The organism is Wolbachia endosymbiont (group B) of Gerris lacustris (assembly GCF_964028355.1).
Taxonomy (GTDB): domain Bacteria; phylum Pseudomonadota; class Alphaproteobacteria; order Rickettsiales; family Anaplasmataceae; genus Wolbachia.
In genome coordinates this window covers 1085781-1100273 of the sequence record NZ_OZ034761.1, presented here as the reverse complement: position 1 = coordinate 1100273, position 14493 = coordinate 1085781, and the positions used below count along the sequence as shown (strand labels likewise).

At 34.7% G+C, this 14493-nt stretch carries 12 protein-coding genes, 1 tRNA gene and 3 pseudogenes; 8 read left to right on the top strand and 8 right to left on the bottom strand.

Translation table 11 applies throughout. The features are described from left to right. Window positions 1-91: 91 nt before the first annotated feature. Window positions 92-214 (top strand): annotated as a pseudogene (locus ABWU62_RS05595) (phage tail assembly protein); the annotation flags it as partial. Between the two features lie 16 nt (window positions 215-230). Here ABWU62_RS05595 and ABWU62_RS05590 read toward each other — a convergent pair. The 4 genes from ABWU62_RS05590 to ABWU62_RS05575 form a co-directional block, all read right to left on the bottom strand. Beyond that, a protein-coding gene (locus tag ABWU62_RS05590) for an IS630 family transposase (protein WP_353287306.1) occupies window positions 231-1236 on the bottom strand; the annotation gives its coding sequence in 2 pieces (ribosomal slippage) (window positions 231-773 and window positions 775-1236; 1005 coding nt in all). 51 nt (window positions 1237-1287) lie between these two features. Further along, on the bottom strand, window positions 1288-3162 hold the full coding sequence (locus tag ABWU62_RS05585; protein WP_353287786.1) for an OTU domain-containing protein: 1875 nt from the start codon (window positions 3160-3162) through the stop codon (window positions 1288-1290). A gap of 188 nt (window positions 3163-3350) precedes the next feature. Further along, on the bottom strand, window positions 3351-4604 hold the full coding sequence (locus ABWU62_RS05580) for a hypothetical protein (RefSeq protein ID WP_353287785.1): 1254 nt from the start codon (window positions 4602-4604) through the stop codon (window positions 3351-3353). 54 nt (window positions 4605-4658) lie between these two features. Beyond that, window positions 4659-5451, bottom strand: a protein-coding gene (locus tag ABWU62_RS05575) for an IS5 family transposase (protein ID WP_353287093.1) whose coding sequence is annotated in 2 segments (ribosomal slippage) — window positions 4659-5186 and window positions 5188-5451 — 792 coding nt in all. Because the reading frame shifts where the segments join, the coding sequence is not laid out codon by codon here. A gap of 184 nt (window positions 5452-5635) precedes the next feature. Between ABWU62_RS05575 and ABWU62_RS05570 the strand changes: the two are divergent. Further along, window positions 5636-6173, top strand: a pseudogene (locus ABWU62_RS05570) (IS630 family transposase); the annotation flags it as partial. Here ABWU62_RS05570 and ABWU62_RS05565 read toward each other — a convergent pair. Next, window positions 6171-6482 (bottom strand): annotated as a pseudogene (locus ABWU62_RS05565) (IS630 family transposase); the annotation flags it as partial. The pseudogenes ABWU62_RS05570 and ABWU62_RS05565 overlap by 3 nt on opposite strands. Here ABWU62_RS05565 and ABWU62_RS05560 point away from each other — a divergent pair. The 3 genes from ABWU62_RS05560 to ABWU62_RS05550 all read left to right on the top strand — a co-directional run bounded on the left by ABWU62_RS05560 (window position 6476) and on the right by ABWU62_RS05550 (window position 8285). Further along, window positions 6476-6613 carry a hypothetical protein gene (locus tag ABWU62_RS05560; RefSeq protein WP_353287784.1) on the top strand — a complete coding sequence of 46 codons (138 nt, stop codon included), beginning with the start codon at window positions 6476-6478 and terminating at the stop codon, window positions 6611-6613. The pseudogene ABWU62_RS05565 and the gene ABWU62_RS05560 overlap by 7 nt on opposite strands. 387 nt (window positions 6614-7000) lie before the next feature. Continuing rightward, a protein-coding gene (locus ABWU62_RS05555) for an IS630 family transposase (protein ID WP_353287112.1) occupies window positions 7001-8006 on the top strand; the annotation gives its coding sequence in 2 pieces (ribosomal slippage) (window positions 7001-7462 and window positions 7464-8006; 1005 coding nt in all). A gap of 207 nt (window positions 8007-8213) precedes the next feature. Further along, window positions 8214-8285, top strand: a tRNA-Asn gene (locus ABWU62_RS05550). Window positions 8286-8372: 87 nt separating this feature from the next. Here the strand turns inward: ABWU62_RS05550 and ABWU62_RS05545 are convergent. Both ABWU62_RS05545 and ABWU62_RS05540 read right to left on the bottom strand, forming a co-directional pair. Beyond that, window positions 8373-8948 (bottom strand): hypothetical protein, encoded by a 576-nt coding sequence (locus ABWU62_RS05545; RefSeq protein WP_353287783.1) that lies wholly within the window; start codon window positions 8946-8948, stop codon window positions 8373-8375. A 2-nt stretch (window positions 8949-8950) separates the two neighbouring features. Further along, window positions 8951-9956, bottom strand: a protein-coding gene (locus ABWU62_RS05540; protein ID WP_353287090.1) for an IS630 family transposase whose coding sequence is annotated in 2 segments (ribosomal slippage) — window positions 8951-9493 and window positions 9495-9956 — 1005 coding nt in all. Because the reading frame shifts where the segments join, the coding sequence is not laid out codon by codon here. A 446-nt stretch (window positions 9957-10402) separates the two neighbouring features. On the opposite strand from ABWU62_RS05540, the gene gpmI reads away from it, so the two are divergent. Further along, window positions 10403-11899 carry a 2,3-bisphosphoglycerate-independent phosphoglycerate mutase gene (gene gpmI / locus ABWU62_RS05535; protein WP_353287782.1) on the top strand — a complete coding sequence of 499 codons (1497 nt, stop codon included), beginning with the start codon at window positions 10403-10405 and terminating at the stop codon, window positions 11897-11899. Window positions 11900-12348: 449 nt separating this feature from the next. Here the strand turns inward: gpmI and fabD are convergent, their stop codons facing one another. Further along, entirely contained in the window at window positions 12349-13329 is a 981-nt protein-coding gene (fabD, locus tag ABWU62_RS05530) for an ACP S-malonyltransferase (RefSeq protein ID WP_353288180.1), read from the bottom strand. Between the two features lie 125 nt (window positions 13330-13454). Between fabD and rpmE the strand changes: the two genes are divergently transcribed. Then, window positions 13455-13667: a 50S ribosomal protein L31 gene (gene rpmE / locus ABWU62_RS05525; protein ID WP_353287781.1), complete on the top strand. Its 213-nt coding sequence runs from the start codon at window positions 13455-13457 to the stop codon at window positions 13665-13667. A gap of 22 nt (window positions 13668-13689) precedes the next feature. Further along, on the top strand, window positions 13690-14475 hold the full coding sequence (locus ABWU62_RS05520; protein WP_353287780.1) for an NAD kinase: 786 nt from the start codon (window positions 13690-13692) through the stop codon (window positions 14473-14475). The last annotated feature ends 18 nt before the right edge of the window (window positions 14476-14493 follow it).

Here is a 14493-nt window from a genome sequence, read left to right as displayed (position 1 = left end):
GATCGTTAATCAAACACAAAAACTATAGTAAAAAAATTAGTTATGTAAAAGCCGATATAGACTTTTATTTAATTAATTTTTAAGGAGGAACATGCAAGCTATAACACTTAATAACCCAATAACAGTTGATAGAATTTCTGTCTCAGAACTTACCGTTAGACGTCCAAAAGTTAGAGACTATCTAGCTATTGAGAGACTTAATGATAGTGATCTAATACCAACTCTCATTATTAATGAACCAAATAAGAAGCATTGCAGAGTTGTTTAACCGTGGAAGGGGAAAGAGAGGTAATAAAATTACACAAAGCGCTCTCAAGCAGAACAATTGTATCGTAGATTTTATTGCGCAAAATGTTCTGTTTTATATATAACCAAAACCTCTCAACAGGATTGAGGTCAGGTGAGTATGGTGGTAGGTATATAATTTCGATATTTTTAGGTATCTTTAAACTTTTTGACTTATGCCAACTAGCGCAATCCATCACGAGAAAAGCCTTTCGTATTCCTAAATATTGCGACATCTGTTCAAGGAATATATTTATACAAGCAGTGTTGACGTTTGGTGCAAATAAGCTAAAATTCTCTCCATTTCTGGGATTAACTGCACTATAGAGATAAAAATTTTCCCTACCTAATTTTACCTTAACCTGTGTCCTGCTGCCTTTTTTAAACCACCCATGTCCAACTTTTGAATGTGTACCAAACCGTGATTCATCGAAGAAAAATAGCTCTTTTTCAGAATGCATGACAATAGTTTCATTGAGGTTTTTTTTTAAACTCCTCTTGCTTATTTTTATCCTGTCCACTATGAACTGGTCTTGGTGTGATATATGAGAATTTCATTCTTTGCATATTACGATGTATTGTGGATTTGCTGATATTCAAACCAAATCTTTCTTGGATTCTTATTCTCATTTCTCTAATAGTAATATTGGGGTTTTCCTCTATCCACACCTCAATTTGTTCAAGTTGACTTTGGTTCAATATAGTTTTTCTACGGCGTTGAGGTGGAGAAAATAATTTTTCTTCTCTTCCAAATTTTATGTGCTTTATCCATGTAGTAATTGCCTTTCTCGAAATGCAACATATTTTTGCTACAGCTGTTATACTGTGCTTTTTTGCTGCAATTACAGCATTTAGTTTTTTTGCAACATACGCATTATTTCTTACTTTCTTCAGCATCTCTTTTGCTGATTCCACCACTTTTTCATCCAATAATTTTGATCTTAATGCCATCTAAACCTCGCTATTTTACTTACTCCAGTATGGCTTTTTTTCCATTATTGTCTATTCGTTGCTTGTATAGCGGGAATTGGTATTAGTAGATTCTAATATATCTTGAAAAAGAGGAATTATTTCTTCTCCACGATTTGATACTTTAATATCAGAGATAGGAGATGGATTATCAAAATTGACACCAACACATAAAATTTCATCTGCAGTAGTTAAAACTCGCTGAACATTTGGTTGAAACCCTTGTGCATACTTTTCTGCTTGCTGTAAAGCCTTATCTGGAGTAGCTGCCCCTGCTTTTAATTCAATAATAATAGGAATAGAATCTAATGAACGGTCAGGACCACGAGCTAACAAGATAATGTCTGCGTAACCCCTTCCTGCAAATTGCTCTGAGTAAACTCTAAGATTATACCTATAGTGAAAATTCATGAAAACGCCTACCATAAATCCATGATGTGCTGCTTCACGTGCACTACTATCATAGGTTAATGAGTTTTCATATCTTGAGTGAATCGCATTAACTCTATCCAGAATTTTCTTTAAAGAAACTTTGACTGCTTGATCATCGGAAATAGCAAGCTTTGCTATATCACCTTCTGGATTACTCCATACTCCTTTTTCTATTTCATGAAATTCTTTACTAGCAGGAGAATCAAGTATTTCTTTAACTTCCATATTAACAAAAACACCATCTTTTCCTTTATAGATTTGTACTAATCTAGATTTTATTCTATCTTGAATTTCATTCTTAATATTTTGCTCAACGTTCCGATCTCTAATCTTACTCCTATCTATATTATTTCTTAATATGCTCTCCAACTCATTAACAGTAAACTGATGGCCACGCTTACCTTCTGAAATGGAAAATAAATCTATATTATTAATCGCGTCTTCAGCATTTCCAATTTGACCATTTTTGACAATAGCTACTTTTAAAGTTTTCGAAGTATCAAAACTAAAATAAATCTTTTTAATATTTAACTTTTCTGCAATTTCTGTATCCAGCAAAGTAGAAAAGCTTCCTAAGAAGAAGTGAGTAAAAAATCCTGCTTTTTCTACAGAGTGTAAATAAGATGGAATCTGATCCACAAATGACTGAAATCTCGTTTCAAAAGATTCAAAATCCTCATCTTGCCTGCTTATATCAACTTCTTTATCTGCTTCCTCTATTAATAACTGTATTAATTCAAAATCTTGTGGCCTTCCCTTACCCATGACTTTTTTTAAACCTTTCGCAAGCTCTTTATTATTAGAGATAATATTCCTTTCAAGACCAAAATTATAATGATTTCGGTTGCCTGGAGCACCAACATGAAATAGCTGTATTTGAATATTTCCATTTTCATATCGACTTTCAGTTGCACCAGAAACACTAATCGTTGCTCTGAGCATTCCACTCATTGCTCTTATTTCAGGCTCACCTCCCCAAGCATTAAGTTTCCGCATGTTCTCTAAGTAACTCTCAAAATTGCCCTCAATAAAACCTCTAAACTCGTTTCTATGAGAACTTATATGATCAACTACTCGATTGCGAAATACATTTCTTACTAAGTTTGCAAATGTGTCATCATAATTTGCAGCACCTAAATTGCTTACCAAATTCCTAATACGATCTAAATTTTGAATTACAGCTCTTTCATTTCCAAATAGCACTTCATACCTTTGTCGAAATAAATCATCGTCGTTTCTGACGGGTATTAAGTAAGCCATAGTAACAGACCAAAACAAGCAACTACCGTCTCCTGGAACATCGATTCTCTTAATCCGACTTCCACTTTCGGAATCAACATCAGATCTCCGATAACGCTTAAGTTGAGAAAATTCTCTAGCTTGCTCTATATACTGTATTTCATCCGATAATTCAGTAATCTTTGAATCAACACCTTCTTTTTTAAGATGATTTGTTGGATATTGTGTCTTTAACATAAACTCCCCTTTATTACATTATACCAAACCCACTATCTATTATCAGAGATATCAACAATATGAGCTGTTTTTACCTGCATACCAACTTGAATATATAACATCTGTATTGTAATGCAACACCTTTTCAATGAAAGCTAAAGTAGTGACAAGAAATCACCACCTACTTTATAGAATTGCCTTATAACACCTTAATTGCCCAATCCTAATTGCTCACATGCTTTGCTTAATTTTACCCCAGTTAAGCTAGTAAGCTCTTCAGCTGTAGACTTACCGTATGATAAAAATTTATTTAGTGAATCAATATCTCTTTTCTCTAACACAGATCGTATATACTCCGCTTGCCTAGAATCCATAAATTCTTTGATTTGATCAAGATTAGCTTTATTTAATACGGACCACACTACTTCCATGCAATTTTTTTTCACTAATGGTACCAATAAATTTCCTTGCAAACCAGAATTGCTCATCTCTTCTCTTAACACCAAAGCACGATGATTATCAAACCCCTCCTTTGTCCACATGTGCATAAAAAGCCTAACACCTGCATTTGCATAACATTCTGAGTATTTTTCTATTTCTATAAATATTAACCATATATGATACTTATCTTCTGGAACATCATTTGGACTTAAGCAATCAAACAATCTTTGAAATTGATCAAAGCGAAGTGCACCCTGTAGCGTGTTTAGACTACCATAATAACCATTTTCAGCTAAGTCTCTTTTTAAAAGTTCTGGATATTTATCAGGACTGATTTGACTAAAACAAAACTCGAATATTTCAGGATAACTATTACAACGACTACCTGCTGCATATACTGCTGTCTTCATGAAGATTTCATCCTTTTTCTGTTCACTCATCTCACTTTCAGGTAATGATTTTATTTTATTCCAGAAGAATTCCACTGCCTGTTCCTGCTTAAAACTCATAGCACATTTAAGCCCGTACTCATATGGATGACAGCCATCTAAATTTAATTTAGAGATATAACCGCTTATAAAATGTGACCAAAAAACTATTAAAAGGTTGCCTCCTAGAGTCTTAACTAAGTGACCATACTCCAACAGACTGTTCTTACCTTGAGCTAATAGTTTACTTTTTCTCTCTTCAAATAAAGCAATAATATCTTCTTCCAGGCAATAACGACAAGCAATCTCATATCTTTTATCACTACTAAAAGGATTATTTGAATTTTGCACAATCAATTTTTTACCTACCACTTGTCTGTCAAGCTTAACTCCGTGTGAATTGTCTACTTTTTTCCAACAATCCTCACTAGACAATACCTGTGCAAGAAAATTACGTCCTTTCCGGCCACTTTTTTGGTGTAGACGCCAATTTGCATAGCACCAGCGTTCAATTTGAAAAAGCTTAGATGCTCTGTAAGGATCACCCTCTTTAATAGACGAAAATAAAACTTCTGGAATATCTGAACGCAGCATGATCACCCCTCTATGAATGGAAAAAAATGGAAACTGTTACGTCTAAGAGCCTGTTCATAATCTTTTGAGGAGCAAGGCAGTAAAAGCTAGAACGACCATTTGTAGTCTAGTATTGAGTTTACGCTCGCAATTTTTCCATAACCGTCTACACTTTTCCAGCCAAGCAAAAGAACGCTCTACAACCCACCTTTTTGGCAATACAACAAAGGTATGTAATTCACTTCGTTTTATTACTTCAACGGTTGCACCAATAGTCGTTTTTATTTGAGTTGCAAAATTTTCTCCTGTATAACCTGCATCAACTAGTATATTTTGAACTTCGGAAAGATTTTTTCTTGCGTTACAAATCATCTCTACAGCAGCAGTACGATCTCCGATATTAGCTGTAGTAATATAAATTGCATGTGGCAAACCTTGCGTATCTACTGCAATATGACGCTTTATTCCTGAAATTTTCTTGCCGGCATCATAACCTTTTTCTTCAGCAATATCGGTGTTTTTTACACTTTGAGCATCAATGATGCAGAAGCTTGTTTTTGTATTCCGACCACTGTTGAAACGAACCTCTCCAACTAATTTTTTTTAAGACAATTTCTAGAACACTTTCTCTATCTTCATTCGGTTTTTTACTCCATCTCTTGAAGTAATCGTAACAATTGCGCCATTTTGGAAACTCTTTTGGTAGCATTCGCCACTGACAGCCACTTTTTAGCACATAAAGTACACCGCAAAATAACTCATATAAATCCAGTTTTCTTGGTTTTGTTTTTTTTCTACAGGATTCTAGATCTGGTAATATAATCTCAAATCTTTCCCGACTTATATCACTTGGGTATACACTCCTCATATATCCTAACTTATATACATTATCTCTTAGTTTATTCCTTTCTTGAGATCATGTACAGGTTCTAAGGAAGTATGGGTCATGAAAAATGAATTCTGGTGCTAATACCAATTCCCGCTATACAAGCAACGAATAGACAATAATGGAAAAAAAGCCATACTGGAGTAAGTAAAATAGCGAGGTTTAGATGGCATTAAGATCAAAATTATTGGATGAAAAAGTGGTGGAATCAGCAAAAGAGATGCTGAAGAAAGTAAGAAATAATGCGTATGTTGCAAAAAAACTAAATGCTGTAATTGCAGCAAAAAAGCACAGTATAACAGCTGTAGCAAAAATATGTTGCATTTCGAGAAAGGCAATTACTACATGGATAAAGCACATAAAATTTGGAAGAGAAGAAAAATTATTTTCTCCACCTCAACGCCGTAGAAAAACTATATTGAACCAAAGTCAACTTGAACAAATTGAGGTGTGGATAGAGGAAAACCCCAATATTACTATTAGAGAAATGAGAATAAGAATCCAAGAAAGATTTGGTTTGAATATCAGCAAATCCACAATACATCGTAATATGCAAAGAATGAAATTCTCATATATCACACCAAGACCAGTTCATAGTGGACAGGATAAAAATAAGCAAGAGGAGTTTAAAAAAAAACCTCAATGAAACTATTGTCATGCATTCTGAAAAAGAGCTATTTTTCTTCGATGAATCACGGTTTGGTAATATTGGGGTTTTCCTCTATCCACACCTCAATTTGTTCAAGTTGACTTTGGTTCAATATAGTTTTTCTACGGCGTTGAGGTGGAGAAAATAATTTTTCTTCTCTTCCAAATTTTATGTGCTTTATCCATGTAGTAATTGCCTTTCTCGAAATGCAACATATTTTTGCTACAGCTGTTATACTGTGCTTTTTTGCTGCAATTACAGCATTTAGTTTTTTTGCAACATACGCATTATTTCTTACTTTCTTCAGCATCTCTTTTGCTGATTCCACCACTTTTTCATCCAATAATTTTGATCTTAATGCCATCTAAACCTCGCTATTTTACTTACTCCAGTATGGCTTTTTTTCCATTATTGTCTATTCGTTGCTTGTATAGCGGGAATTGGTATAAGAAAGGAATGAATTTAGTTTTATTGGTGGTGCTCACAGCATTGTGAATAACTCAGCAAAATGCATAAAATACTAATATATATAATTGAGAACAAAAAAAACTGCGGATATTTTTGTTAGTATTGAAAATTACATAATGTATATTATGGAAAATATGAAAAACACAAGCTTTCAGCAAGAGAAAATGCAATTTTTGCTCTTCTGAAACAGCATAAAAAAGTGCCTGTTGAACCTCCAGATTAATATCTAAAAATACTCAAGTATTACTTTAAAAGTTTTACCTTGAAGTATCTAAAGCATTACTTTAAGAATGTTTAAAATTTTAATTTAAATACCATTCCTTACCTTCTTATACCAATTCCCGCTATACAAGCAACGAATAGACAATAATGGAAAAAAAGCCATACTGGAGTAAGTAAAATAGCGAGGTTTAGATGGCATTAAGATCAAAATTATTGGATGAAAAAGTGGTGGAATCAGCAAAAGAGATGCTGAAGAAAGTAAGAAATAATGCGTATGTTGCAAAAAAACTAAATGCTGTAATTGCAGCAAAAAAGCACAGTATAACAGCTGTAGCAAAAATATGTTGCATTTCGAGAAAGGCAATTACTACATGGATAAAGCACATAAAATTTGGAAGAAAAGAAAAATTATTTTCTCCACCTCAACGCCGTAGAAAAACTATATTGAACCAAAGTCAACTTGAACAAATTGAGGTGTGGATAGAGGAAAACCCCAATATTACTATTAGAGAAATGAGAATAAGAATCCAAGAAAGATTTGGTTTGAATATCAGCAAATCCACAATACATCGTAATATGCAAAGAATGAAATTCTCATATATCACACCAAGACCAGTTCATAGTGGACAGGATAAAAATAAGCAAGAGGAGTTTAAAAAAAAACCTCAATGAAACTATTGTCATGCATTCTGAAAAAGAGCTATTTTTCTTCGATGAATCACGGTTTGGTACACATTCAAAAGTTGGACATGGGTGGTTTAAAAAAGGCAGTAGGACACAGGTTAAGGTAAAATTAGGTAGGGAAAATTTTTATCTCTATAGTGCAGTTAATCCCAGAAATGGAGAGAATTTTAGCTTATTTGCACCAAACGTCAACACTGCTTGTATAAATATATTCCTTGAACAGATGTCGCAATATTTAGGAATACGAAAGGCTTTTCTCGTGATGGATTGCGCTAGTTGGCATAAGTCAAAAAGTTTAAAGATACCTAAAAATATCGAAATTATATACCTACCACCATACTCACCTGACCTCAATCCTGTTGAGAGGTTTTGGTTATATATAAAACAGAACATTTTGCGCAATAAAATCTACGATACAATTGTTCTGCTTGAGAGCGCTTTGTGTAAATTTATTACCTCTCTTTCCCCTTCCACGGTTAAACAACTCTGCAATGCTTCTTATTTGGTTCATTAATAATGAGAGTTGGTATAACAAGCGCGATTTGGCTGAACACAGAAAAAATTAAAAGAGCCGCCGCCAAACTGAGTTTTTTACTCTAAAAATAAGTATAACAGTGCTATAACTAAGGGAAAGCTAGCAGAACATGATCAGTTGGGTTTAAAGTCTAGATAAAAATCGTTTACAATCGACGCTCAATGTGATAGGTTGAAGACGGTTTATTCCTCGGTAGCTCAGTGGTAGAGCAGTTGGCTGTTAACCAATTGGTCGCTGGTTCGAATCCGGCCCGGGGAGCATTGTTTTATACAATCTGTAAATTTCACTTTTAGCCCAGAATTCACTACCTTTTCTCTGTCCCTTAAACAGACAAAACGTGTGGAGTTATATAGCTTTAAAACCTTTACTTTCAAAATGCAAAGATGCCTGTACCTCACTTAGCTTACTACCTTGCTCTTCCCCTATTTTTCTTTTATTACACCTACTTCGTAGTGAAGGCAGGACATTTTTAGGCAACGTGCTATCAATACTGCAATAATTGTAAATAAGCGAAGTAAGACGCACCAAATTTTCATTAGCTAAAGTCTTTGCACCTTTATAATTAATGCTGTTATCATATACTTTAAGTGTAATAAGGTTTATAAGATTTCCACTCGCTAAAGCCTCTGTACCTTCGTCACCGATTTCATTCCATCCTAAACTAAGTGAACCAAGATTCTTAAGATTTCCACTCGCTAAAGCTTTCGCACCTCTATCGCCAATTTTATTATCATATAATTTAAGCTCAGTAAGACTTGTAAGATTTCCACTTGCTAAAGCCTCTGCACCCTCATCATCGATTCCATTCCCACCTAAATCAAGTGAAGTAAGATTTATAAGATTCCCGCTTGCTAAAATCTTCGCACCTTCTGTACCAACATAACTGCAACTTAGATCAAGTAAAGTAATACCAACTCTCATTATTAATGAACCAAATAAGAAGCATTGCAGAGTTGTTTAACCGTGGAAGGGGAAAGAGAGGTAATAAATTTACACAAAGCGCTCTCAAGCAGAACAATTGTATCGTAGATTTTATTGCGCAAAATGTTCTGTTTTATATATAACCAAAACCTCTCAACAGGATTGAGGTCAGGTGAGTATGGTGGTAGGTATATAATTTCGATATTTTTAGGTATCTTTAAACTTTTTGACTTATGCCAACTAGCGCAATCCATCACGAGAAAAGCCTTTCGTATTCCTAAATATTGCGACATCTGTTCAAGGAATATATTTATACAAGCAGTGTTGACGTTTGGTGCAAATAAGCTAAAATTCTCTCCATTTCTGGGATTAACTGCACTATAGAGATAAAAATTTTCCCTACCTAATTTTACCTTAACCTGTGTCCTACTGCCTTTTTTAAACCACCCATGTCCAACTTTTGAATGTGTACCAAACCGTGATTCATCGAAGAAAAATAGCTCTTTTTCAGAATGCATGACAATAGTTTCATTGAGGTTTTTTTTTAAACTCCTCTTGCTTATTTTTATCCTGTCCACTATGAACTGGTCTTGGTGTGATATATGAGAATTTCATTCTTTGCATATTACGATGTATTGTGGATTTGCTGATATTCAAACCAAATCTTTCTTGGATTCTTATTCTCATTTCTCTAATAGTAATATTGGGGTTTTCCTCTATCCACACCTCAATTTGTTCAAGTTGACTTTGGTTCAATATAGTTTTTCTACGGCGTTGAGGTGGAGAAAATAATTTTTCTTCTCTTCCAAATTTTATGTGCTTTATCCATGTAGTAATTGCCTTTCTCGAAATGCAACATATTTTTGCTACAGCTGTTATACTGTGCTTTTTTGCTGCAATTACAGCATTTAGTTTTTTTGCAACATACGCATTATTTCTTACTTTCTTCAGCATCTCTTTTGCTGATTCCACCACTTTTTCATCCAATAATTTTGATCTTAATGCCATCTAAACCTCGCTATTTTACTTACTCCAGTATGGCTTTTTTTCCATTATTGTCTATTCGTTGCTTGTATAGCGGGAATTGGTATAAGATGTGAAAGCTTAGCTAATTCTTTTACAACTTCACAATTAATGCTTGAACATCGTAAAATAAGCTTTGTAATTTGTGTATTATTTTTAAAAAAATTTACGAACTTGTTTGTATTAACTATAGCGCCTGATGTTGCTAAAGTATCACCTTTTATATATTGGCTACAACTCACTTGACCTCACTATTAAAGCTATGCAAGTGTTTTAGTAAACACTTCAGCAACTGTCAATCACTTTAATAAAATATTTTATGAAAAATCTCATACCTCTAAGGAGCTTTTTCTATCTCTTAATTTTAACACAAAAGTTGTGAGAAGAGTTTGTTTTTGGTATCATCGGAGGTTTTCGATGATACCTTTTATATGAACTTTAAATCAGTCGTTTTATGTATATTAGATGGCTGGGGTAATGGAATAGAAAATAGTAAATACAATGCTATTAGCAACGCAAACCCACTCTGTTGGCAATATATTCGCTCTCATTATCCAAAATGCAGTTTATCCGCCTGTGGAACTGATGTTGGATTACCAGAAGGCCAAATAGGCAATTCAGAAGTTGGCCATATGAATATTGGCAGTGGTAGAGTGGTAATGCAAAGCCTTCAGCGTATTAATCAAGAAATCGAAACGATAGAAAATAATGCAAATCTACAGAATTTTATTAATGATCTAAAAAGTAAGAATGGCATATGCCATATAATGGGATTGATATCAGATGGCGGTGTTCATTCGCATCAAAAGCACATTTCAGCTTTAGCAAACAAGATATCACAGCGCGGAATTAAAGTTGTAATACACGCATTTTTAGATGGCAGAGACACACTGCCAAATTCAGGGAAAAGATGCATTCAAGAATTTACAGAAAGCATAAAGGAAAATGATATAAGAATCTCCACTATCTCTGGGCGTTATTATGCTATGGACCGTGATAATAGGTGGGAAAGAACAATTGAAGCTTATGAAGCCATCGCATTTGCAAAGGCGCCTCGTTATGATGATGCAGTATCGCTCATTGATGAAAATTATCAAAATAATATAACCGATGAATTTATCAGGCCCGCAGTAATAGGTGATTATCAAGGTATAAAACCAGAAGATGGACTACTACTGGCTAACTTTCGTGCTGATCGAATGATACAATTGGCAAGTATTTTGCTAGGCAAAACAGATTACGCTAAGGTAGCAAAATTTTCTTCAATTCTAAGTATGATGCAATACAAAGCGGATTTAAAAATCCCTTATCTCTTTCCTCCTGAATCTTTTGCCAACACTTTGGGACAGATAATAGAAGACAATAAATTACGGCAACTGCGCATTGCTGAAACTGAGAAATACGCGCATGTGACTTTCTTTTTTAATTGCGGAAGAGAAGAACCTTTTTCCGGTGAAGAAAGAATACTAATTCCTTCACCAAAAGTTAAAACTTATGATTTGCAGCCTGAAATGTCAGCCTTTGAGCTCACAGAAGAGCTTGTAAAAAAAATTCATTCTCAAGAATTTGCGCTGATAGTTGTAAACTATGCTAACCCTGATATGGTAGGACACACAGGTAATATAAAAGCGGCTGAGCAAGCAGTACTCGCTGTAGATGATTGCCTTGCAAGAGTGCTGAGTACTGCTGAACAAGTTGGTAACACCGCACTCATTATTACAGCAGACCATGGCAATGTAGAATGTATGTTCGATGAAGAAAATAACACGCCTCACACAGCACACACTCTAAATAAAGTTCCATTCATTGTATCTTGTAATAATCTAAAACTAAGAGATGGAAAATTATCTGATATTGCCCCCACTATTTTACAGCTACTTGGACTCAAAAAGCCAAATGAAATGACAGGTAGTTCGTTGATTGTATAATTTTTCGTATTACTCTCTATTCACAACTGTTGTAGTTTGAGACACCGGAAGGGTGCTATTCAAACAGCCCCTTGTCGTTTAGGTAGCCCATTCGGTGTCATCTCAGTGCTTGACACTGGCTTCTTGATTCCTGGACTCCAGCGTCACGCGCTGATCATCTTTGTTCATCTAAAAAGTAGCAGATTTATGACGGCAGTGCCCAGAGGTGTAATTCAGTAGCACCTTGTCGTTCCAGTAGCTCTTTCGGTATTATCCAAGTAGCCTATTCGGTGTCATCCCAGTGCTTGACACTGGGATCCAGGAATTTTATTAAATTTACGAGTATAAAAGTAGCTGCTTTATGTTAAATACAACGTTTTGATGATTATGAAAAACCAGTGTCAAGCACTGGAATGACATCTTCCTACAGATAATGTTCGTACAGTTGTGCGTCAGCTATTTGAATGACATCAAATAGACGTGCTTGAATTTAACCCAACTTTTAAATTTTTCGCTGTTAGTACTAATGATTCATCAAAGAAGCTATTAATATCACTAATACTAACTATGCTTTTTGTACTGATGGATTTATCAATTCTTTTAACTAAATTGGATAGAACTTTATTAGGCCCAATTTCAACGAATTTATTAGTGCCACGGCTTGTCATATGTAAAATCATTTCTCTCCACCTCACTCTGCTTATGACTTGCTTAGCGAGCAAAGCTCTTATGATCTCTGGATCACTTTCTTCCTTAGCTGTAACATTTGATACAAAAGGAATCGAAGGGCGAGTTATGTTGATGCTTTTTAAAAATTCCAGAAGTTTTTCATCAGCGGGTTTCATAAAAGATGAATGAAAAGGCCCACTAACTTGTAATTTTATCATTTTCTTGACACTTGAGTTTTTGAATAAATCAGGTAAGACCTCAAGAGCCTCTGCAGTACCACTCACCACTACCTGTCCACCACCATTATCGTTTGCAATTTCACAATCAATTTGAGCTGATTTTAATATACCTTCTACTTCACTTATTTCTGCTCCAAGTAGAGCAAACATTCCACCTTTGCATTTTAGTGAAGCTTCATGCATTGCTTCGCTACGAACTTTTAGCAACTTGACTGCAGACTCAAGCGTCAATGCTCCTGCAGCACATAGCGCTGTATACTCGCCAACTGAATGCCCACAAACATACTGAACGCTGTAAAGAGATTCACCAAATACGTGCTTCATAACACTTAGCGTTGCAATTGACACTGCCATTATAGCTGGCTGAGCGTTTTCCGTGATGGTTAATTTCTCAATAGGGCCATTGAAAATCAAATGAGACAGCTTTCTACCCAATATGTCATCTACTTCATCAAATACGTTCCTTGCAACTGAAAATTCATCATATAAGCTCTTTCCCATTCCTACAAATTGGGAGCCCTGACCAGGAAAAGCAAAAATCATAAAAAATTTTTCATTCTTCATTGAGAATACTACTTTATTTATTTTTTGTCAATATTTCACAATAATGATTGACCAAATGAACCAGATTCACTAAAATCTTAGCTGGTAAGAAATTTGTAAGAACAATGGCAGAAATCAATTATCACAAAGTTACTATAGTTATGACAGATGGTCAAGAGTTTGAAACTTATTCTACTTATGGAAAAGAAGGTCAAAGAATAAAGCTTGATAGAGATCCTCTTACTCATCCTGCATGGACTGGAAGTTTGACAAGCGGTTCAGGGGAGAAGGATAGTAAAATAGCTAAGTTTAATGATAAATACGGGAGTCTTTTTTAGTTCCTTCCCTCTTTAATTTAACATGTATAAATATAAAAATGTAGGCTATATTGCTTCTTTGCTACCCAAGTCTCAGGAAGTATCTAAACTACTACAGAAACTCAATTTTATCAATATAACAGAAGAAAGTAAGTCTGAAGTTGATCTGCTGATAGTTGTTGGTGGCGATGGTTTTATGCTACGCACCCTACACAACTACGTCATAGGAAATAAAGATACACATGTGTATGGAATAAATACCGGTAATGTCGGGTTTTTAATGAATAAATGCTTTGAAGATCTAATTGATCATATAGAACATGCAGTTCCTACTCAGCTAACTTTACTAAAAATGGAAGCCACAGACATAAGTGGCAAAAAACACCGTTACATCGCAGTAAATGAAGTGTATGTCTTTAGAAATGCAAATCAAATAGTGGAGATGAATATTACCATTAATGATAAGCTAAAAGTAGAAAAATTCAGAGGAGATGGAATTATATTGTCTACCCCAACAGGTAGCACTGCATATAACTTCTCTGCCGGCGGGCCAATCTTACCACTTAATTCAAATTTATTTGCACTGACTTCCATTAATAGCTACTACCCAAGGCGTTGGAATGGAGCGCTAATCTCAAATGATACAATAGTGCAAATTGATATCAACGACGTGGAAAATCGTCCAGCACTTGTAGTATCAGATTACAAGGAATTTCCTGATATATCGCAGATAAAAATGCAGAAAGATCACGAAAACACAGTCACTCTGCTTTTTGATAAAGATTGCTCATTAGACGAGAGGATTTTTGATAAGCAATTTTTATACTAAATTCTTCATATTTATCTT